This is a genomic window from Mesorhizobium sp. WSM4840 (assembly GCF_055811755.1).
In genome coordinates this window covers 402,554-422,804 of record NZ_JBVVQD010000002.1, presented here as the reverse complement: position 1 = coordinate 422,804, position 20,251 = coordinate 402,554, and the positions used below count along the sequence as shown (strand labels likewise).

Here is a 20,251-nt window from a genome sequence, read left to right as displayed (position 1 = left end):
GCATCAATTGAAACTCGGTGGTTGGGACAGATCGGTTGCTGGCGCTGCTGGCTTGGCAGGCGGCGTTTCGCCGAAATTCGGCGGTTGCGACAGGTCTGGTGCGGGCGCGGTCGGCGCCGTGCCGCCATCCGCCGGAGGTGCGCCGAGTGGCGACAGGCTCGGCGTTTCCGGCACCTGATAATCGATCGTGCCTGGGTCCACTCCCGTGCCCTTGTAGTGCATCACCATCTGCGGGAAGGCGATGGTCAGGCCGATCATGATGACCTGGATGCAAACGAAGGGAACCGCGCCCCAATAGATCTGGCCGGTGGTCACCGGCGCGATCTTCTTGCCGGTGAGGCGATCGAGATAGGGCACGCGGGCGGCGACCGAACGCAGATAGAACAGTGCGAAGCCGAAGGGTGGATGCATGAAGCTGGTCTGCATGTTGACGCCGAGCAGCACGCCGAACCAGATCAGGTCGATCCCGAGCTTGTCGGCGGCCGGCGCCAAAAGCGGCACGATGATGAAGGCGAGCTCGAAAAAATCGAGGAAGAAGGCGAGCAAGAAGACGAGGATGTTGACGCCGATCAGGAACCCGACTTCGCCGCCCGGCAACGATGTCAGGAGGTGTTCAACCCAGATATGGCCGTTGACGCCGTAGAAGGTGAGCGAGAACACCCGCGCCCCGATCAGGATGAACAGCACGAAGGACGACAGCCGCGTCGTCGACGCCAGTGCCTGCTTGATCACGTCCAGCGACAGCCGCCCCTTCATCGCCGCCATGATCAGCGCGCCGACAGCGCCCATGGCGCCGCCCTCGGTCGGTGTGGCGATGCCCAGGAAGATGGTGCCCAACACCAGGAAGATCAGCGCCAGCGGCGGGATCAGCACGATGATCACCTGCTGCGCCAGCCGCGACATCATGTTGATCTTCAGGCGCTGGTCGGCGATTGCCACGACGTAGATGAGGATCACGCCGATGGTGGCACCGAGAATGTCGGCGTTTTGGCCCTGCGATGGCGCAAGATAGCGATACGCCGCGTAGGAAACCACGACTGCCGCCAACACTGCGAACAGCAGCGACAGGACACCGTGGCCGAGCGTGCGGGCCTCCAGCGGCAGCGCCGGCATCGACTTCGGCCGGACGATCGACATGATCACGATGTACGTCGTGTAAAGGCCGGTCAGAACCAGCCCCGGGATCAGCGCGCCCGCATACATGTCGCCGACCGAGCGGCCGAGCTGGTCGGCCAGAACGATAAGCACCAGCGAGGGCGGAATGATCTGGGCGAGCGTGCCCGATGCGGCGATGACGCCGGACGCTACACGGCGGTCATAGCCGTAGCGCAGCATGATCGGCAGCGAGATCAGGCCCATGGCGATGACGGAGGCAGCCACCACCCCCGTGGTTGCGGCAAGCAGCGCGCCGACGAAGATCACAGCATAGGCGAGACCGCCGCGGATCGGCCCGAACAATTGGCCGATCGTGTCGAGCAGGTCTTCGGCCATGCCCGATCGCTCGAGCACGATGCCCATGAAGGTGAAGAACGGGATGGCCAGCAGCGTGTCGTTCGACATCACCCGGCTGCCGTAGAAATTGTCCGGCAGCGCGTGCAGCAGCGGCCAGGCGAGATTGATCGAGCCGCCCGAATAGGGTGACAGCACAACCCCGATGAAGAAGAACAGCAGGCCGTTGGCGGCGAGTGAGAAGGCGACCGGGTAGCCGATCAGCAGGAAGATGACCAGCGAGGCGAACATGATCGGCGCCATGTTCTGGGCGATGAACTCGATCACGAGCGCACCTCTTCGGCGAGCGCCTTCGCTTCGAGCTCGGCCTGCTCATGCACCGATATGAACGGCGTCGGATCGTCCATGTCGCCGCGCATGATGGCGATCTTCTTGATGATCTCGGAGATGCCCTGGAGCGCGAGCAGGAAAAAGCCGGCCAGCAGGATTGCCTTTGCAGGCCAGATGATCAGCCCACCGGAATTGTTCGACATTTCGCCACTGCGAAACGACAGCGACACATAGGGAACGAAATAGATCACCATCAGCGTCACGAACGGCATCAGGAAAAAAAGGTGACCGAGAAGGTCTATCCAGTGCTGCACGCGGCGCGAGAACATGCCGTAGACAATGTCGATACGGATATGGTCGTTCTGCTTCAGCGTGTAGGCGGCGGCCAGCATGAATGCGGCGCCGAACAGATACCACTGCAGTTCCAGCCAGGCGTTCGACGACATGTCGAACGTCTTGCGGATGACGGCATTGGCGGCGCTGACCAGGATTGCCAGCAGGATCAGCCACGACACCCATTTGCCGATGAATTCGTTCACCCGGTCAATGGTTCTGGATAGAGCGAGCAGCCCTGCCATGCATTCCTCCCTTTACGCATCGGCCCGAAAATCGGTGTCGATTTTCGGAAAGCACGATGCATGACTCAAAGTATCAGCGGCGCGCCGATTCCCGCTTGTTTTTCCGCCGCCTCGATGTGGCCCAACGGTATGCCGTGCGTGGCCCGGCGGGTCAACACAGGGCAGACCGACTAAAACAATCTTGTGAGGTGAGGAAGGGGCTTTTGAGATGAGGAAGGGAGCGAAACAGCCGGCTGACCCGGCGCATGACCCCGAAAATCGGAATCGATTTTCGCTGGGGATCATGCGCAAAATCAAAGTGCTACAACGCCTTTTCGCGTCCGAGAGGACGCGCGCGCTGTAGACGTCTTGCAACCAAAGTCTACCCAGGCTTGGTACAGTCAGGCGATCTTGCCCTGATCGCGCCCGGTGCCGATCAGCACCAGCATGGCGACGAGGAACAGATACATCCAGCCATCGCGCCATTCGAGCGGAAAATAGCCGGCCCACAGCGATTCGGCCATGCCGAAAGCGGCGGCGCCAAGTGCTGCCCGCAACGGCGAGAGATAGCCGCCCACCGCCGTCACAAACAGGATTTTCAGCCCGTAGACCAACCCTGTGCCGAAGCTGATGTTGCCGTAGTAGAAGGCGGCGAGCACGCCGGCCAGTGCCGCGCAAAGGCCGCCGAAAAGCACCGCACGCCGAAGCACCGCGCGAACATCGACGCCGCACATCGCTGCCGCCCTGGGATCGTCGGACACGGCGCGCCAGCGCCGACCGAAGCTTGATTGGGCGAACGCCCAGGCGGCGAGCCCGATAGTTGCCGCGACGACAGCGCAGTCGAGCAACTGGATGAGCGTCAGCGTGGCATTGAAATTGGCCCCCCGCGCAAAAATGATGGGCTGGGCCAGCATTGGCGGCAGCCACAGATCATGGGTTTCGGCGGCGATACGGCTGGCTTCCGACAGGGCCAGCAATATGCCGAGCGTCGTCACCACGATGGCGTTGGGCGAGCGGTCGGCCAACGGTTCGAAGATGCTTCGCGACAAGACACGGCTGAGCAGCGCCGCATAAAGGAACGCCGCAGCTACGCCGAGCGCGATGGATGCAAACAGCGTCAGCCACAGCGCCTGATAGCCGAACGCCGCGGTGAGGATCATCGTATGCCCGCAAAAGGCGAACAGCGCCCCATAGGCAAGATTGGTGCGGTGCAGGATGCCGTTGGTCAGCACGTAGCCGAACGCAAGCAATGCGTAGAGCGCGCCCGAATGCAGCCCGTTCAGAACCTGCTGGAAGAAATAGAGCATGCAATGTCCTCGATGCATGCCCCGCAATCGGGGCGCAGCGGTTTGGGACGAACGACATTCTCAAGACAAGGCAATGGCGATCGCCTCCGTGACGAGCGTTGCACCCGGAATCTAACTTGTCAAATGCGTTTTATCGGTTAGATTCGCCATATGGCAGTATCCTGGACTCCGCACCGCTTCACCGGTGGCATGCTTGCGCTCGACACGGCGAACACCGTCGTTTTGCGGAACGATCCGGAGAAAACCTTCGACCGGCTCAAAGATCCGGCCGAGATCGCCCGCTTTGCCGAAGCGGCGAGCGGCTTTCGCGCCGCCGAGCTCGGCGGCAGGCCGCTCGCAGCGCCGGCGCCTGGAAAGATCGCGCCGGTGGTGCTGTCGATCAGGGAGACGACCGATCGGCTGTTTCGCCGTGCGGTTTCGGAAGGTGCGATCTCCACCGGAGACATGCCTGAATTCCTTGCAGCCTGCGCCGACGGACTCGCCCAAAGCCGCACCGAAATCGGGAGGCCCGGAAAACCGTTCGGCAATCCGGCGACGCCGATTGCCTTCGAGGCGGCGCTTGCGGTCTCGGCGCTATCGCTGCTGCGCGGCGACACAATCGCCAGGCTGAGGATATGTCCGAACTGCAGCTGGCTGTTTGTCGACAAAAGCCGCAATTCCAGCCGCCTCTGGTGCGACATGGCGGTGTGCGGCAACCGACAGAAGGCAAACCGATACTATCGCCGCCGGACCGCGGCGAGGGAGGTCACCAATGTCTAAGAGATTCTCGCGCGCGATGATTGTCGTCGCGGCGTTGTTCGCGGCGGCCGCGCTCGGCGCCTGCCGTGACTCCGGCAAGGACCAGCTGTTCGCCATTTCCGGGAAGCTGTTCGAGTTCAACTACCGGCTGGGCATCGCCACCTATGTCATCACCCTCAATCCGCTGCGGCCGGTGGGTGAGGGACAGGTCGCCGTGGTCTCCTTCCAGAACCCGGCCGGTGGTGATCCGATCATCGTCACCCAGAGAATATGGCCGAAGCTGCCGCATGTGACCCTGACCAGCCCGCCGCTCACCTGCGTCGTCAAGGACAAGCCCTATGCGGTGTCGATCCGCATCGAGGATTCCAGCGGCAATTTGCTGCAGAGTTTCGAGACGACACTGACGTCCTCGCTCGACCAATCGCTCCTCCCCGACCGGCCTCTCGTGGTCGGGCCAGTCTACGAGCTCAACAAGGACCTGGCCGGCCATGTCGACGGCAAGCTGCCCGGCGAACCGAAGCCCAGTTGCCCAAAGGCTGCATGATGCGTCACCAGCGGCACTGACCGCCGCCGGAATTTTCGTGCTCGACCATCCTCACCGACAGGCGGTTCGTGGCGCCACACGGCCGCGCACGGATCATTTGTTGCGCGCCGTCTGGCACCTTCGATTTTGTTTGACCTCCCCGGCAAGGGAAGAAAGACTGTAGGCACTCGACTCCGACGTTGGCTGCGCTCGAACTGCGGCCTCCGCACAGGAAATGCCTGATGACGCTGCATGATGTCGCGCTCGACGACAAGTTCGACCTGGGAAAGGAGCGCATCTTCCTTTCCGGCGCGCAGGCGGTCATCCGCATGCTGCTGATGCAGCGCGAGCGCGACCGCCGGGCTGGCCTGAACACTGCCGGCTTCGTCTCCGGCTATCGCGGCTCGCCGCTCGGCGGCCTCGACATGCAGCTTTGGAAGGCCAGGAAGCAGCTCGCCCGGTCGGACATCGTCTTTCAGCCCGGCCTCAACGAAGAACTCGCGGCCACGGCATGCTGGGGGTCGCAGCAGGCCGAATTGCTGGGCGAGGGCACGCATGATGGCGTCTTTTCTGTCTGGTACGGCAAGGGACCGGGCGTCGATCGCTCCGGCGACGTGTTCCGCCATGCCAACCTCGCCGGCTCGTCCAGATATGGCGGCGTGCTTGCCCTGATGGGCGACGACCACATGGCCGAATCCTCGACCAACGCGCACGCGACCGAGTTCCTGTTCGTCGACACCATGGTGCCGATCCTCAATCCGGCCGGGGTCCAGGAGATCATCGACTATGGGCTTTACGGCTTTGCCATGTCGCGTTTCGCCGGCACGTGGGCGGCGATCAAATGCGTCAAGGACAACATCGAATCGACGGCTTCGGTCGATGCCGCGCTCGAACGGCTTGATATCGTCACCCCGGACTTCGAGATGCCGCCCGGTGGCCTCAACATCCGCAACGAGATCGACATGCTCGGCCAGGAGGAGCGGCTGCATGAATACAAGCGCGCCGCCGCTTCGGCCTTCATCCATGCCAACGGGCTGAACCGGATCGTTTATTCCGGTGGACGTGCCCCGAAGCTTGGCATCGTCACCATCGGCAAGAGCTATCTCGACGTCCGCCAGGCGCTGGAAGACATCGGCGTGGACGAAGCCGCCGCCAACCGCATCGGGATCAGGCTGTTCAAGGTCGGCTGCCCGTGGCCGCTCGACCTGCAGCACATAGCGGATTTCGCTCGCGGTCTCGACACCATCGTCGTCGTCGAGGAGAAACGCTCGCTGATCGAGGTGCAACTGCGCGAGAACCTTTACGGCACCGCCATGCAGCCGGTCATCGTCGGCAAGAAGGACGAGCGCGGCGACGGGCTGTTCCCGGCCAAGGGCGCGCTCGATCCCAACGATATCGCCATAGCGCTCGGCGAGAGAATCTTGCGGACAATCGGTCCGTCGGACGAAATCGCCGCGCGGGTGGCGAGTCTTCGCCAGTTCCAGGCGATGCTCGCCGACACGTCAGACATCGCCTCGCGCACCCCCTTCTTCTGCTCCGGCTGCCCGCACAATTCCTCGACCAAGGTGCCCGACGGCTCGCTCGCCGCCGCCGGCATCGGCTGCCATTTCATGGCGCTGTGGATGGATCGCAACACCGTTGGTTTCACCGCGATGGGCGGTGAGGGCGCGCAATGGGTCGGCCAGGCACCGTTCTCCAAGCGCGATCACATCTTCCAGAATCTCGGCGACGGCACCTATAACCACTCTGGTGCGCTGGCGATCCGCTTCGCGCTGTCGACCGACGCCAACATCACCTACAAGATCCTCTACAACGACGCCGTCGCCATGACCGGCGGCCAGCCGCACGAGGGTGGCCTGACCGTGGACATGATCGCCAGGCAGGTGCGGGCCGAGGGCGTCGAGCGGATCGCCATCGTCACCGACGAGCCGGACAAATATACCGGCAAGGTCGAATTCCCCGCCGGCGCCACCATCCATCACCGCGACGATCTCGACCTCGTCCAGCGCGAATTGCGCGAGGTCAGCGGCATATCCGTGCTGATCTACGACCAGACCTGCGCCGCCGAAAAGCGCCGCCGCCGCAAGCGCGGCACCTTCCCGGATCCCGACAAGCGCGTCTTCATTAACGAACTGGTCTGCGAAGGCTGCGGCGATTGCGGGGTGCAGTCGAATTGCGTGTCGATCCAGCCGGTCGAGACCGAGTTCGGCCGCAAGCGCAGGATCGACCAGTCGAGCTGCAACAAGGATTTCTCCTGCATCAACGGCTTCTGCCCGTCCTTCGTTACCGTGCATGGCGCCAAGATCAGGAAGGCCGAGGGTATTGCCGGCACGACCGATCCGCTCGACGGCGTGCCCGCGCCCGCTGAATTCCCGCTCGGCGAACAAGGCTGGGCGGCGATCATCGACGGCGTCGGCGGCACCGGCGTCGTCACCATCGGCGCGGTGCTCGGCATGGCGGCCCATCTCGAAGACAAGGGCTGCGGCATGATCGACATGGCCGGCCTTGCCCAGAAGGGCGGCTCGGTGTTCACCCATGTCCGCATCGCGCGCAGCCCGGACGATATCCATGCCATCCGCGTTTCGGCGGGCAAGGCAGACCTTGTGCTCGGCTGCGATCTCGTCGTATCGGGCGCCCAAAAGGTGCTCGCCGCGGTGCGCGAAGGCCACACGATCTTCCTCGCCAACACCGCCGAGATCATGCCCGGCGAGTTTACCCGGTCGGCGGATTTCTCGCTGCCTGTCGAGCGGCTGAAAAAGGCGATCCGCACTGCCGCAGGCGATAACAAGGCGCATTTCTTCGATGCCACCCGCACCGCCACCGCGCTGTTCGGCAGTTCGCTCGGCGCCAACATGTTCATGCTCGGCTTCGCCTTCCAGCATGACGGCTTGCCGCTGTCAGCCGAGGCAGTCGAAAAGGCGATCGAGCTCAACGGCCAGGCCGTGGCGATGAACGTCTCAGCCTTCCGCTGGGGCCGCCGCGCCGCCCACCAGCCGGAGTTCGTGCGCGGCCTCGTTGACCAGCCGGGAATGACTGCACAGAACGCCGCTGTCGCCGAGACGCTGGACGACATCATCGCCCGCCGCGTCGCCTTCCTCACCGGCTATCAGAACGCCGCCTATGCCAAGCGCTACGCCGACAGACTGGCCGCGCTGCGCAGGGCCGAAGCCCGTGCGGTGCCCGGTTCGACTGCTGTGACCGAGGCCGCCGCGAGGAACCTGTTCAAGCTGATGGCGATCAAGGACGAATACGAGGTGGCAAGGCTCTACACCGATGGCTCCTTCGCCGCCGAGCTGGGGAAGCAGTTCCAGAGCTACGACAAACTCGAATTCCATCTCGCGCCGCCGATCATGGGGCGCGGCAAGGACGGCAAACCGAGGAAGTCGAGTTTCGGTCCCTGGATGATGAAGGGATTCCGCCTGCTGGCAGCGATGAAAGGCTTGCGCGGCACGGTCTTCGACGTGTTCTGCTACAGCACCGAAAGGCGTATGGAACGGCAGCTTCTTGCGCAATACGAGGCCGACCTGGAGCTTGTCGCCGGCGCGCTGGCGCCGGGCAAGGTCGAGGCCGCGGCCGCCCTTGCCTCGGTGCCGGCGCTCATTCGCGGCTATGGTCACGTCAGGCAGGCCAGTGCCGAGAGGGCGGCTGGCGAGCGCCAGAGGTTGCTCGATCGCCTGGCGAAGGCGCCGGTGCGGCCGGAACTCCATGCCGCCGAATGATCGATGCGCCTTGTCTGAAGAAGCTCAACAGGCTTGACGCAGGCCCCGAGATGGCCCCTCTAAACCTTTCTTAAGGCGGTTATGACATGACTGCGGTTCGCGCGACACCCGCAAGGTCATGAACATAGATCGACCCGACGACATATCCGAGGACGTATACGTTGGCTTCGTTCGCTCGCTGTTTCGCGACGCAGGCATCTTGCTCGTTGGCGCCTTCACGCAAGGCGCTATGGGCCTGCTCGTGTATTGGAAAACGTCTGCGGCAATCTATCTCGCGCTCGCCATCCTGATGGTTGCCGCTAGTATCGGCCGTTATCTTGCGATCCGGAGGGTCAGTCCCGACACCATCGTCACCTACGAATCCGCGCTTTCCTGGGAACGCTACTACATTGTTGCCGGGACGATTCATGGGTCGGCGGTCGGACTTTTCGCGTTCGTATGCCTCTACGTGGTTCCGGACCTGTTTGGCGAGATTGCAGCGGTGTCGCTGGTGTTGGCAAGCACCATCACCATCGCCGGCCGCAATTTCGGCTCCCGCAGGATGGTCGCCATCCTGTCCGTGTCCGTGGTCGCGCCGATTGCGGTCGGCCTGATGCTGAAGGGCGACGTCTACAACGTCATTCTGGGCCTCTTTGTCATCCCGTTCATGTTCACCATCAACAAGATGGCGCATCTTGTGCGAAAGGTGCTGTTTACAGCAATCAGCGAAGAAAAGAAGGCGAACCGCATCGCCCAGCGCTTCAATCGCGCCCTGAACACCATGTCGCATGGCCTTGTCATGCTCGGCCCCGACGGCCGGGTAGCGGTGGCCAATGCCGAAGCCGCGCATCTGATGTCGCTCAAGTCGCCCGACGCGCTGCTCGGGCGATCGATCCACGGTCTGCTGATGCGCGGCGTTGCCGGCGGCATGCTGGCGCCGAAGGACTGCCGCTACATCGAAGCCCAGCTTACGCGCGCCCTGCGCGAGGGCCGCGATCGCAAGGTTCTCGTCTCGCTTGCGAACGGTCAGCACTATGAGTTCTCGGCGCGCGAAGGCAGCCAGGAACTGGGTGTCATCACCTTCGAGGATGTGACGGCCCGCGTCGAGGCGGAAGACAAGATCCGCTTCATGGCGCGTTATGACAGCCTCACCGGCCTGCCCAACCGCGCCTATTTCCAAGAGCTGATCGGAGAGGCGATGGCATCCGGCGACCTCGAGCGTCTCTGCGGGCTCGCCGTGCTCGACCTCGACGATTTCAAGAGCGTCAACGACACGCTTGGCCACCCGGTCGGCGATGGATTGATCTACGCCGTCGCTGAACGGCTGGCGGCGGTCGCCGTACCAGGCATCACCGTCAGCCGTTTCGGTGGCGACGAGTTCATGATCTTCTTCGACCGCGTCGAGGACGAGACCCATCTGATCAGCCAAATCGACGAGATTTTCATTGACCTGCAGGGCGAGGTCGACGTCGCCGGTCATGGACTGCGCATCCAGGCCAGCGGTGGCGCGGTGCTGTCGCGGGTCAGGGACACCGATGTCGCCGCCATGATCGTCAAGGCGGACCTCGCGCTATACAAGGCCAAGGAACTCGGCAAGAACACTTGGCGGTTATTCCAGGCATCGATGGATGCGGCATTTCGCGACCGTCAGCTGATGAAGGCGGATCTGCGCACTGCGGTGGAAAGCAAGGGGTTGCGGGTGGTCTATCAGCCGATCGTCGCGATGAGCACGATGCGGATCGCCAGTTGCGAGGCGCTGTGTCGTTGGGATCACCCCGATCTCGGACCGATCTCGCCCAGCATCTTCATTCCGCTGGCCGAAGAAATGGGCATCATTTCCGAGATCAGCACCTTTGTCCTGCAGGCGGCATGCGCCGAATGCGTCAAATGGCCCGACCCGACCAGCGTCTCGGTCAACCTTTCGGCCAAGGATTTCCGCAGCAGTGGCATCGTCCAGAAAGTCCGTGAGGCGCTCGCCGGTTCCGGCCTCGCCGCCGGCCGCCTGGAAATCGAAGTCACCGAGACCGCGCTTCTCGACGACAAATCGCTGACGCGTGAGTATATCGAGGAGTTGAAACGGCTTGGCGTGCGCATTGCGCTAGACGACTTCGGCACAGGCTATTCGAGCTTGAGCTATCTCCACAAGCTGCCGCTCGACAAGGTCAAGATTGACCGCTCGTTCCTGATGGACGTCACCCAGAACCCGAGTTCGCTCGCGCTGTTGAAGGGCGTGGTCGAACTGATCAGGGTTCTCGGTCTCAACGTAACTATCGAGGGCGTTGAGACTTACGAGCAGCTCAAGATTCTGACGCATTCTATCAAACCGGATATGGTCCAGGGCTTTTTGTTTGGTTCAGCGCTGACAGCGTCCGGCATCGGAACGATGGCTACCACGGTCTGGCCATTCGCCATCGATAAAAAGCCTGCGGGCAAACGTGCGCTTAGCTGATTCCGCGCTTCATTTTCGACCAACTCGACCAGACCTGCCGCGCGGCGGCAAGTTAAGGTTAATATTAGGTAAACGACGTCGATTGGATTTTCACCTTTTATGCCGCGACCGCACACGATAGGTTTGCAGTGAAGATGGCAGAAGGGAATTGTATTGTGGCGGTATCCGAAGGCGTTGTTCATGTGGATGACCGACCGACCGACCTCAGCGGGATGTCTTCCTTCTCGCGCAATGTTTCGACCCTTCTTGAGCGCGTGGAATACAGACGTTGCGAAAGCGGTGAAGACATGGAGGCGATTTACCGGCTTCGCTACAAGGCTTACCGGCTGAACGGCTTTCTGCCTGAATCCAGCGACCAGATGATGACGGATGCGCTCGACTACACGCCGAACTGTTATCGCTTTGGTGTCTTCGTCGACAATTCCCTTGTGTGTACGCTCCGTATTCATCATCTGACACCGAGCGAACCTTACGCGCCCGCAATGACCAGATTCGGCGATCTGCTTCATCCGCGCCTGCTTCGCGGCGAAACCTTCATCAATCCGACGCTTCTGGCAGCCGACCCGGACTTCATATCGATGCATCGTGCCCTGCCTTACGTTACGTTGCGGCTAGCACTTATTGCCAGCATCCGCTTCCACGTGACTGCCTGTCTCGGCGTGATCCGCAAGGAACACACGGCTTTCTACCAGCGGATTTTCGGTGCCGTGCAAGTGGGGCAACCGAGAGACTATCCTCCATTCACCGTTCCCGTGGTACTCTATGACGCGAACTACGAGATCAATTTGGAGCGGGTACTCCAGCGTTTCCCCTTCTTTCGGTCGACGCCGATGGAGCAACGCATGCTGTTTGAGACACCTAGTGCTGGTGAACTCGCGCCGCTGACCATCCTGCCGACCGCCAAATATTTTCGCGAAGCCGCCTGACATTGGCAATTGTGCATCGCGGCCTTGGAGCTTTCAGGTCGCTTCGGCGTTCTGGAAGACGCGCCGGTGGCGCGCGGACGACGTCAATCTGCATCGCTTCGGCGGCAATTTCTATCGAGAGGAACCTGACATGACCATTTCCACGCTCGCACTCACTCCGCTGATCTCGCTGATTGCCGGCGTGCTGATCCTGGTGATGCCGCGGCTCCTCAACTACATCGTCGCGCTCTATCTGATCGTCGTCGGCCTGCTTGGGCTGTTCCCGCAGCTCGCCGGCTGATGTGACAAGCCTCAGCCGCAAGGAAGCGCAAGGCGGCAGCCACGCTCGCCTCCGGAATATCCTCCTGCATCAGGCGGCTTCAACTTTCCTTTGAGGCTGTCGTTTCCGGCGATGCGGCAATAGCGCCATTGCCCTCGGCTCGGCTTTTCGCTATGTGCCTGAAAGATGTCTTCGAAGGGGTATTCCTATGGCTGATCACTCGCCGACCGGTCCTGTCGAACTGGGCGCGAAGATGGACTATGCCGAGCACGACCGCACCTATGCCGGATTCCTCAGGCTGGCGAAATACGGATCGCTCTTTTGCCTCGCCGTGCTTCTGGCAATGGCTTTCGGCTTCTTTGCGGGCGGCTTCTTCTCGGGATTTGTCCTGTTCGCACTGATCCTCGCCGTCGGCGCTTTCATTCTCCGGTAAATTCTTCAAAACCCCTTGCCCGTGACATCGCCGGAAATCCGGCCGGCGTCCTGCGCAGACAGGTTCCAGCCGAAAGGATCATGCGGTGGGACAGACGGTTTTCATCCCTCGTGAGCTCGATGCGAACGAGCCGCGCGTTGCTGCCTCGCCCGACACGGTGAAGCGGCTGGCGGGGCTGGGGTTCGCCGTGATCATCGAAAGCGGCGCTGGCACGGCATCGCGCATTCCCGACGAGGAGTTCGCCAAGACCGGCGCTGTGATCGGTAAGGTCGGCGATGTCGCCAAGGCCGATGTGGTGCTGAAGGTTCGCCGGCCTGATGAGGCGGAGCTGAAGGCCTATCGCCCGGGCACTGCCGTCATCGCCATCATGGATCCCTATGGCAACGATGCTGCCGTCGATGCTCTGGCAACGGCCGGCGTCACCGCCTTCTCGATGGAGTTCATGCCGCGCATCACGCGCGCCCAATCCATGGATGTCCTGTCCAGCCAGGCGAACCTCGCCGGCTATCAGGCAGTGATCGACGCGGCTGCCGAATATGACCGAGCGCTGCCGATGATGATGACGGCCGCGGGCACGGTGCCGGCGGCGAAAGCCTTCATCATGGGCGTCGGCGTCGCCGGCCTGCAGGCAATTGCGACGGCAAGACGTCTTGGCGCTGTAGTCACTGCCACCGATGTGCGCCCCGCTGCCAAGGAACAGGTTGCCTCGCTGGGCGCAAAGTTCCTGGCGGTCGAGGATGAGGAGTTCAAGGCGGCCGAGACGGCTGGCGGCTACGCCAAGGAAATGTCTAGGGAATACCAGGCCAAGCAAGCTGCTCTGACCGCCGAGCACATCGCCAAGCAGGACATTGTCATCACCACGGCGCTGATTCCTGGCCGTCCGGCGCCGAAGCTGGTTTCGGCCGCGATGGTCGCCTCGATGAAGCCGGGCTCGGTGATCGTCGATCTCGCGGTCGAACGCGGCGGCAATGTCGAAGGCGCTGTGCCCGGGCAGGTGGTGACCACGGCCAACGGGGTAAAAATCGTCGGCCATCTCAACGTGCCGGGCCGCGTCGCGGCCTCCGCCTCGCTGCTCTATGCCAGGAACCTCTTTGCGTTCCTCGAGACGCTGGTCGACAAGACCACGAAGACGCTGGCCATCAACCGCGATGACGATCTGGTCAAGGCGACGATGCTGACCGATGGCGGCCAGGTCGTGCATCCGGCCTTCGCCGGCAAGCCGGCGGTGATGATCGCCTCGGCTGAACTTGCGAAGCCCGTTGCCGCGAAGAAACCGACTGCGCCAAAGAAAGCTGCCGCACTCAAGAGACCTGCCGCTGCCAAGCCGAAAGGGATCGCGTGATGGACCAGACCTTGCAGAAAGCCCTCGACCAGCTCGACCAGGCGACCGCCGCCGTCCGGCTCGCGGTGCAGGATCTGGCCACCGCTCCAGGCGGCACCGATGCGGCAGCCGACGCCGCGCACGCGCTGTCCGGCGGGGCGATCGATCCGTTTGTCTTCCGCTTCGCTATTTTCGTCTTGGCGATCTTCGTTGGCTATTACGTCGTCTGGTCGGTGACGCCGGCGCTGCATACGCCGCTGATGGCCGTCACCAACGCCATTTCCTCGGTCATTGTCGTCGGCGCGCTGCTTGCCGTCGGCATCTCGGCGTCCGGCATCGCCACCGGCTTCGGTTTCGTCGCGCTGATGCTGGTCTCGGTCAATATCTTCGGCGGCTTTCTCGTCACCCAGCGCATGCTGGCCATGTACAAGAAGAAGGACAGGTAGAGCGACATGAACGCCAACTTCGCCTCCTTCCTCTATCTGGTCTCCGGCATCCTGTTCATCCTGGCGTTGCGCGGCCTGTCGCACCCGACCACCAGCCGCCAGGGCAACATGTACGGCATGATCGGCATGGGCATCGCCATTGTCACCACGCTGGCGCTGGCGACCCCTTCGGCGGGAGGCTTTGGCCTCATCGTGCTCGGTCTGCTGATCGGCGGCTCGGTGGGCGCGGTCACCGCACGGCGCATCGCCATGACCTCGATGCCGCAGCTGGTCGCCGCCTTCCACTCGCTCGTCGGCCTTGCCGCCGTCATGGTGGCGGCTGCCGCCGTCTATGCGCCGGAAAGTTTCGGCATCGGCACGGCAGCCGACATCCACGCCCAGGCGCTGATCGAGATGAGCCTCGGCGTCGCCATCGGCGCCATCACCTTCACCGGCTCGGTCGTCGCCTTCCTCAAGCTCGATGGCCGCATGTCGGGCAAGCCGATCATGATCGGCGGCCGTCACTTCATCAACGCGGCCCTCGGCATCGCGCTGATCGTGCTGATCGTGCTGCTGGTCACCACCGAGTCCAAGCTGGTGTTCTGGCTGATCGTTGCGGCATCGCTTGTCCTTGGCGTCCTGCTCATCATCCCGATCGGCGGGGCCGACATGCCGGTGGTCGTCTCGATGTTGAATTCCTATTCGGGTTGGGCGGCTGCGGCACTCGGCTTCACGCTCGGCAATCTGGCGTTGATCATCACCGGCGCGCTGGTCGGCTCGTCCGGCGCGATCCTGTCCTACATCATGTGCAAGGGCATGAACCGGTCATTCATCTCGGTCATCCTCGGCGGCTTCGGCGGCGAGACTTTCGCCACCGCCGACGACGGCATCGAGCGCACGGTCAAGCAGGGTTCGGCCGACGATGCCGCCTATCTGATGATGAACGCGCAGAAAGTCATCATCGTGCCAGGCTACGGCATGGCGGTCGCCCAGGCACAGCACGCGCTGCGCGAGATGGCCGACAAGCTCAAGGCCGCCGGCGTCGACGTCAAATACGCCATTCATCCGGTCGCCGGCCGCATGCCCGGCCACATGAACGTGCTCTTGGCCGAAGCCAACGTGCCTTACGACGAAGTGTTCGAGCTCGAGGACATCAACTCCGAATTCGCGCAGGCCGACGTCGCCTATGTCATCGGTGCCAACGACGTCACCAACCCGTCCGCGCGGGACGACAAGAGCTCCCCTATTTTCGGCATGCCGATCCTCGATGTCGACAAGGCCCGCACCTGCCTGTTCGTCAAGCGCTCGCTCGGCTCCGGCTATGCCGGCATCGACAACACGCTGTTCTACAAGGACGGTACCATGATGCTGCTCGGCGACGCCAAGAAGATGACCGAAGAGATCGTCAAAGCCTTGGACCACTGATCCGGGTTAGCGGCGCCGGTACACCGCCAGTTGCTCGAAACCAAAAGTCTGGCTCCGCGCCGGGCTTTTTCTTGGCCCTGAGCATCCGGCCTGGAGCGTCTTTGCTCTCACCCCGGGTTCAGAGCTACGATGGGCAAATTCTGTTCCGGGATTTGTCACCAACGGAGGCACTGGTGTCCGACCCTCATCCTGTTGCGTCGCCGGCCAGGACCAGTCCGCCGGCCTCCGGAAAGGCGCCGCGCAAGCTCAGCCAGGCCGTGGTGATCGTGCATGGCATGGGCGAACAGCGGCCCATGGGCACGCTGAGGGAATTTGTTCAGGCTGTCTGGAGTCATGATCCCGCCCGCGCGCCGTTTTATGCCCGTGTCACTGATCCGGCCGACCCCGACGGCGAGAAGATCAACCAGAGCTGGATCACGCCTGACAGCCGGACGAACTCGCACGAGCTTCGCCGGATCACCACCCCTTACGATATCGATGGCCGCCGCACCGACTTCTACGAGCTTTACTGGGCCGACATTACGCAGGGCACAACGCGGGGCCGGCTTGCGGCCTGGGTAACGAATCTGCTTTGGCGCAAGCCCGCCGACATCCCGCGCGATGCCCGGGGGCTTTATGTCGTCACGCTTCTGGCCGTCACAATAGTCTTGTGCGCAGCGCTCCTGCTCGCGACGTCGGCATGGCAAGGGTATATTTCCTGGACCACGGGTACGCTCGTCACGATCCTGGCCTCGTTCGTCATCTGGTCAGTGGACCGGTTTGGCCTGCCTTATTTCGGCGACGTGGCCGCCTATGTACGTGCTGAAGCGGCAACGGTCGAGAAGCGCGCGCTTGTCCGCGAGCGCGGCCTGACGCTGCTGAGGCGTCTCATGATGGATGATGGCTATGATCGGATCGTGCTGGTCTCACACAGCCTGGGATCAATCATCGCCTACGATCTGCTGCAGATATTGTGGGCCGATTTCAGGCCTCGAAAGCTGGAAGCCGTCCGCGACAAGGCGAGACTGAAAGCGATCCGCGCCGTCGACGAGGCCACGCTCCACGCCGATGGTTCTGCGTGGCCCGACGGCTTGGATGATTTTTCCGGATTCCGCCGCGCCCAATGGGAGCTCTATCGGCAGCTTCGCACCAGGGACGCCGATCATCCATTGCCATGGAAGATCAGCGATTTCGTCACGCTCGGCAGTCCGCTGACCCACAGCGAATTTCTGGTGACCTACAACCTCGCCGAATTCAGGCGCGGCATCGCTGAGCGGCTGTTCTCGGCATGTCCGCCGATTGCCGAGACGGCGGCCGGTGGAACCGTCCTCTATCAGGAAGGGCGCAGCCGTTCGGGCAAGCCACAGCGAGCGGTGCATCATGGTGCAGTGTTTGCCGCGACGCGTTGGACCAACATCTTCGACAGGGGCAATGGCTGGCTGACGGGCGACCCGATCTCCGGGCCGATGGCGGAAAATTTCGGCCCCGGCGTGGACAACATCCAGGTCGAGCTGCGCGGTTCGCTTGGCCGCATCTTCACGCACACGCTCTACTGGTCGCTGAAGACGACCGGCGTCGAGGTCGCCGCAGCCGCCGGCACGCCGCCGCGTTCGCATATTGGCGTGCTGCGCGACGCCGTCGACCTCGGTCGCAAACTGGAGTCAAGTCAGGCGGTGCCGACGATAGGCCGCACAGAAACTGCCTGAAGCATAAAAAACGCGCGCCGGGAGCACGCCAACACCTCAAATACCCTGATTGATTGGGCCTCAGATATCCAGATTGGCGACCGACAGCGCATTGTCCTGGATGAACTCGCGTCTAGGCTCAACTTCGTCGCCCATCAGCCGTGAGAATAGACTGTCCGCATCGGTGGCATCGGTGACCTTGACCTGCAGCAGCGAGCGCACATTCGGGTCGAGCGTGGTTTCCCAGAGCTGTTCGGCGTTCATCTCGCCGAGGCCCTTGTAGCGCTGCATGGTCAGGCCCTTGCGACCGGTGGCAAACACAGCGTTGAGCAGCGCCAGCGGTCCCGAGATGGTTTCCGACACATCCTTGCGGCGCAGCAGCGGCGGCTCGCCATAGACTTCCGCGAGGCGCGGCGCATAGCGGTCGAGCTGGCGGGCGTCGGCCGAATTGATCAGCGCGAGATCGAGATGCGCGAACTCCTTGACGCTGCGCACTGTGCGCTCGAACACATAGCCGCCGATGCCTTCGTTCGAGGTCGACATGCGGCCGGTCCAGCCGCGTTCGGTGTCCTCGGCAATGATGTCGAGGCGCCGGGCGACACGCTCAGCCATGGCGTTGGCCCGGCCGAGATCGGCGAACAACTCAGGGTTGAGTGCGCCGGCGATCGCCGCCTGCTCGACCACGCCCCGGTTATAGCGCGTGTGCAGCCCGTTGATGAGCTGGCGCACCGCCAGCGCATCGTCGATGGCGCTGCGCAGGTCCTGTCCGGCCCGCACCTCGCCGGTGCTGAGCGCAAGCGACGCCTCCTCCAGCCCCGAGCCGATCAGGAATTCCTCGAAGGCGCTTTCGTCCTTGAGGTATTGCGAACTCTTGCCGCGCGTCACCTTGTAGAGCGGCGGCTGGGCGATATAGAGATGGCCGCGCTCGATCAGTTCCGGCATCTGCCGGAAGAAGAAGGTGAGCAGCAAGGTGCGGATGTGGGCGCCATCGACGTCGGCGTCGGTCATCAGGATGATCTTGTGATAGCGCAATTTGTCGGCGTTGAACTCGTCCTTGCCGATCGAGGTGCCGAGCGCGGTGATCAGCGTACCTATCATGTCGGAGCCGAGCATGCGATCGAAGCGGGCCCGCTCGACATTGAGGATCTTGCCGCGCAGCGGAAGTATGGCCTGGTTCTGGCGCGAACGGCCGCCCTTGGCCGAGCCGCCGGCGCTGTCGCCCTCGACGATGAAGATTTCGGACTTCGCCGGATCGCGTTCCTGACAGTCGGCCAGCTTGCCGGGCAGCGAGGTGACGCCGAGCGAGCTCTTGCGGGTGATGTCGCGCGCCTTGCGCGCGGCTTCGCGCGCCGCTGCCGCCTGGATGACCTTGTCGATGACCACCTTGCCCTCGGTCGGGTGCTCTTCGAGCCAGGTGCCGAGCGCTTCGTTGACGAGCCCTTCCACCACCGGGCGAACTTCGGACGAGACCAGCTTGTCCTTGGTCTGCGACGAGAATTTCGGATCGGGAACCTTGACCGACAACACCGCCGTCAGCCCCTCGCGGCAATCGTCGCCGATCAGCGCCACCTTCTCCTTCTTGGTGAGGCCCGAGGATTCGCCATAGCCGGTTATCTGGCGCGTCAGCGCGCCGCGGAAACCGGCAAGATGCGTGCCGCCGTCGCGCTGCGGAATGTTGTTGGTGAAGGCCAGCACGTTCTCGTGGTAGCTGTCGTTCCACCACATGGCGACTTCGACGGTGATGCCGTCGCGCTCGGCTTTGATCGCAATCGGCTTGTCGATCAGCGGTTTCTTGACGCGGTCGAGATATTTGACGAACTCCTCCAGTCCGCCATCATAGTGCAACTCATGACGCACGACGTCGGCATGGCGGGCATCGGTCAGAATGATGCGCACTCCGGAATTCAGGAAGGCGAGTTCGCGCAGCCGGTGCTCCAGCGTGCCGAAGTCGAATTCGACCATTGTGAACGTTTCGGCCGACGGAAAGAACGTGATCTCGCTGCCGCTGCGTCCGTCATAGGTGCCGGCAACCTTGCGCTGTTCGTAGGTGCCGGTGACCCTTAGCGGCGCGTCGGCATTGCCGTGCGTGAAGCTCATCTCGTAGATCTGGCCGTTACGGCGGATCTTCAGCTTCAGCCAGGCCGAAAGCGCATTGACCACCGAGACGCCGACGCCGTGCAGGCCGCCAGACACCTTGTAGGAATTCTGGTCGAACTTGCCGCCGGCATGCAGCTGCGTCATGATCACTTCGGCCGCCGAGATGCCTTCGCCGGTGTGGATATCGGTCGGAATGCCGCGGCCATTGTCGATGACCGTCACCGAACCGTCGGGGTTGAGCGTCACGGTGACGAGGTCGGCATGGCCGGCCAGCGCCTCGTCGATGGCGTTGTCGACGACCTCGTAGACCATGTGATGCAGGCCCGAGCCGTCGTCGGTATCGCCGATATACATGCCAGGCCGCTTGCGGACGGCGTCCAACCCCTTCAAAACTTTGATGGAATCGGCGCCGTACTCGGCCTCAGCGCCGTTGGCGTTGTCGATCTGATCGCTCATGAAAACCTGTCTGATTGATGCCGCACATCCAGCGCAAAAAACCGGCTCCGAATCGCGCGTCCTTGATGTCCAAGATATAGGTGCAAAAGGCGGTTTTTCCAAGATTTGCAAGCATTTCCGAATGGAAGAAGAGCGCGCCTGACCGGCCAGGGCATCGGACCCAAAAAGTGGAGCCGGACTTGGAACAGAGCGGC

The 20,251-nt window shown here is 62.7% G+C and carries 16 protein-coding genes; 12 read left to right on the top strand and 4 right to left on the bottom strand.

From position 1 onward, the window contains the following. Positions 1–3: 3 nt before the first annotated feature. The 3 genes from AC0L3I_RS05415 to AC0L3I_RS05405 all read right to left on the bottom strand — a co-directional run bounded on the left by AC0L3I_RS05415 (position 4) and on the right by AC0L3I_RS05405 (position 3,643). Positions 4–1,776, bottom strand: coding sequence for a TRAP transporter large permease (locus tag AC0L3I_RS05415; protein ID WP_473526199.1), 1,773 nt, complete (start codon positions 1,774–1,776; stop codon positions 4–6). Then, entirely contained in the window at positions 1,773–2,357 is a 585-nt protein-coding gene (locus AC0L3I_RS05410) for a TRAP transporter small permease subunit (protein ID WP_095493902.1), read from the bottom strand. Before AC0L3I_RS05410 ends, AC0L3I_RS05415 begins: the two co-directional genes overlap by 4 nt. 380 nt (positions 2,358–2,737) lie before the next feature. Next, positions 2,738–3,643: a branched-chain amino acid ABC transporter permease gene (locus AC0L3I_RS05405; protein ID WP_473526198.1), complete on the bottom strand. Its 906-nt coding sequence runs from the start codon at positions 3,641–3,643 to the stop codon at positions 2,738–2,740. 150 nt (positions 3,644–3,793) lie between these two features. On the opposite strand from AC0L3I_RS05405, the gene AC0L3I_RS05400 reads away from it, so the two are divergent. From AC0L3I_RS05400 to AC0L3I_RS05350, 11 genes are all read left to right on the top strand, one after another. Further along, on the top strand, positions 3,794–4,402 hold the full coding sequence (locus AC0L3I_RS05400) for a CGNR zinc finger domain-containing protein (RefSeq protein ID WP_473526197.1): 609 nt from the start codon (positions 3,794–3,796) through the stop codon (positions 4,400–4,402). Beyond that, positions 4,395–4,925, top strand: a complete 531-nt coding sequence (locus AC0L3I_RS05395; protein WP_473526196.1) for a hypothetical protein — start codon at positions 4,395–4,397, stop codon at positions 4,923–4,925. The genes AC0L3I_RS05400 and AC0L3I_RS05395 overlap by 8 nt, the downstream gene beginning before the upstream one ends. Before the next feature lie 221 nt (positions 4,926–5,146). Continuing rightward, positions 5,147–8,623, top strand: a complete 3,477-nt coding sequence (locus tag AC0L3I_RS05390) for an indolepyruvate ferredoxin oxidoreductase family protein (RefSeq protein WP_473526195.1) — start codon at positions 5,147–5,149, stop codon at positions 8,621–8,623. 118 nt (positions 8,624–8,741) lie between these two features. Further along, the gene (locus AC0L3I_RS05385) at positions 8,742–11,051 is read left to right on the top strand and encodes a putative bifunctional diguanylate cyclase/phosphodiesterase (RefSeq protein ID WP_473526194.1); all 2,310 of its coding nucleotides are present in this window, start codon (positions 8,742–8,744) and stop codon (positions 11,049–11,051) included. 155 nt (positions 11,052–11,206) lie between these two features. Beyond that, a complete protein-coding gene (locus AC0L3I_RS05380; protein WP_473484273.1) occupies positions 11,207–11,977 on the top strand; it encodes an N-acyl amino acid synthase FeeM domain-containing protein in 771 nt (256 codons plus the stop codon). 130 nt (positions 11,978–12,107) lie between these two features. Next, complete coding sequence (locus AC0L3I_RS05375; protein WP_065006071.1) at positions 12,108–12,257, top strand: DUF3096 domain-containing protein; 150 nt, start codon at positions 12,108–12,110, stop codon at positions 12,255–12,257. 187 nt (positions 12,258–12,444) lie between these two features. Next, the gene (locus AC0L3I_RS05370) at positions 12,445–12,669 is read left to right on the top strand and encodes an aa3-type cytochrome c oxidase subunit IV (RefSeq protein ID WP_123146345.1); all 225 of its coding nucleotides are present in this window, start codon (positions 12,445–12,447) and stop codon (positions 12,667–12,669) included. Positions 12,670–12,754: 85 nt separating this feature from the next. Continuing rightward, positions 12,755–14,011, top strand: coding sequence for a Re/Si-specific NAD(P)(+) transhydrogenase subunit alpha (locus AC0L3I_RS05365; RefSeq protein ID WP_473526193.1), 1,257 nt, complete (start codon positions 12,755–12,757; stop codon positions 14,009–14,011). After that, positions 14,011–14,436 (top strand): proton-translocating transhydrogenase family protein, encoded by a 426-nt coding sequence (locus AC0L3I_RS05360; RefSeq protein WP_123146347.1) that lies wholly within the window; start codon positions 14,011–14,013, stop codon positions 14,434–14,436. Before AC0L3I_RS05365 ends, AC0L3I_RS05360 begins: the two co-directional genes overlap by 1 nt. Before the next feature lie 6 nt (positions 14,437–14,442). Next, positions 14,443–15,840, top strand: coding sequence for an NAD(P)(+) transhydrogenase (Re/Si-specific) subunit beta (locus AC0L3I_RS05355; protein ID WP_473526192.1), 1,398 nt, complete (start codon positions 14,443–14,445; stop codon positions 15,838–15,840). Between the two features lie 173 nt (positions 15,841–16,013). After that, positions 16,014–17,525, top strand: a complete 1,512-nt coding sequence (locus tag AC0L3I_RS05350) for a hypothetical protein (RefSeq protein ID WP_473526191.1) — start codon at positions 16,014–16,016, stop codon at positions 17,523–17,525. A gap of 60 nt (positions 17,526–17,585) precedes the next feature. Here AC0L3I_RS05350 and gyrB read toward each other — a convergent pair whose 3' ends face one another. Then, positions 17,586–20,057, bottom strand: coding sequence for a DNA topoisomerase (ATP-hydrolyzing) subunit B (gene gyrB / locus AC0L3I_RS05345; RefSeq protein ID WP_473526190.1), 2,472 nt, complete (start codon positions 20,055–20,057; stop codon positions 17,586–17,588). On the opposite strand from gyrB, the gene AC0L3I_RS05340 reads away from it, so the two are divergent. Next, positions 20,056–20,199, top strand: coding sequence for a hypothetical protein (locus AC0L3I_RS05340; RefSeq protein ID WP_473484260.1), 144 nt, complete (start codon positions 20,056–20,058; stop codon positions 20,197–20,199). The two genes, gyrB and AC0L3I_RS05340, sit on opposite strands and share 2 nt — an antisense overlap. The last annotated feature ends 52 nt before the right edge of the window (positions 20,200–20,251 follow it).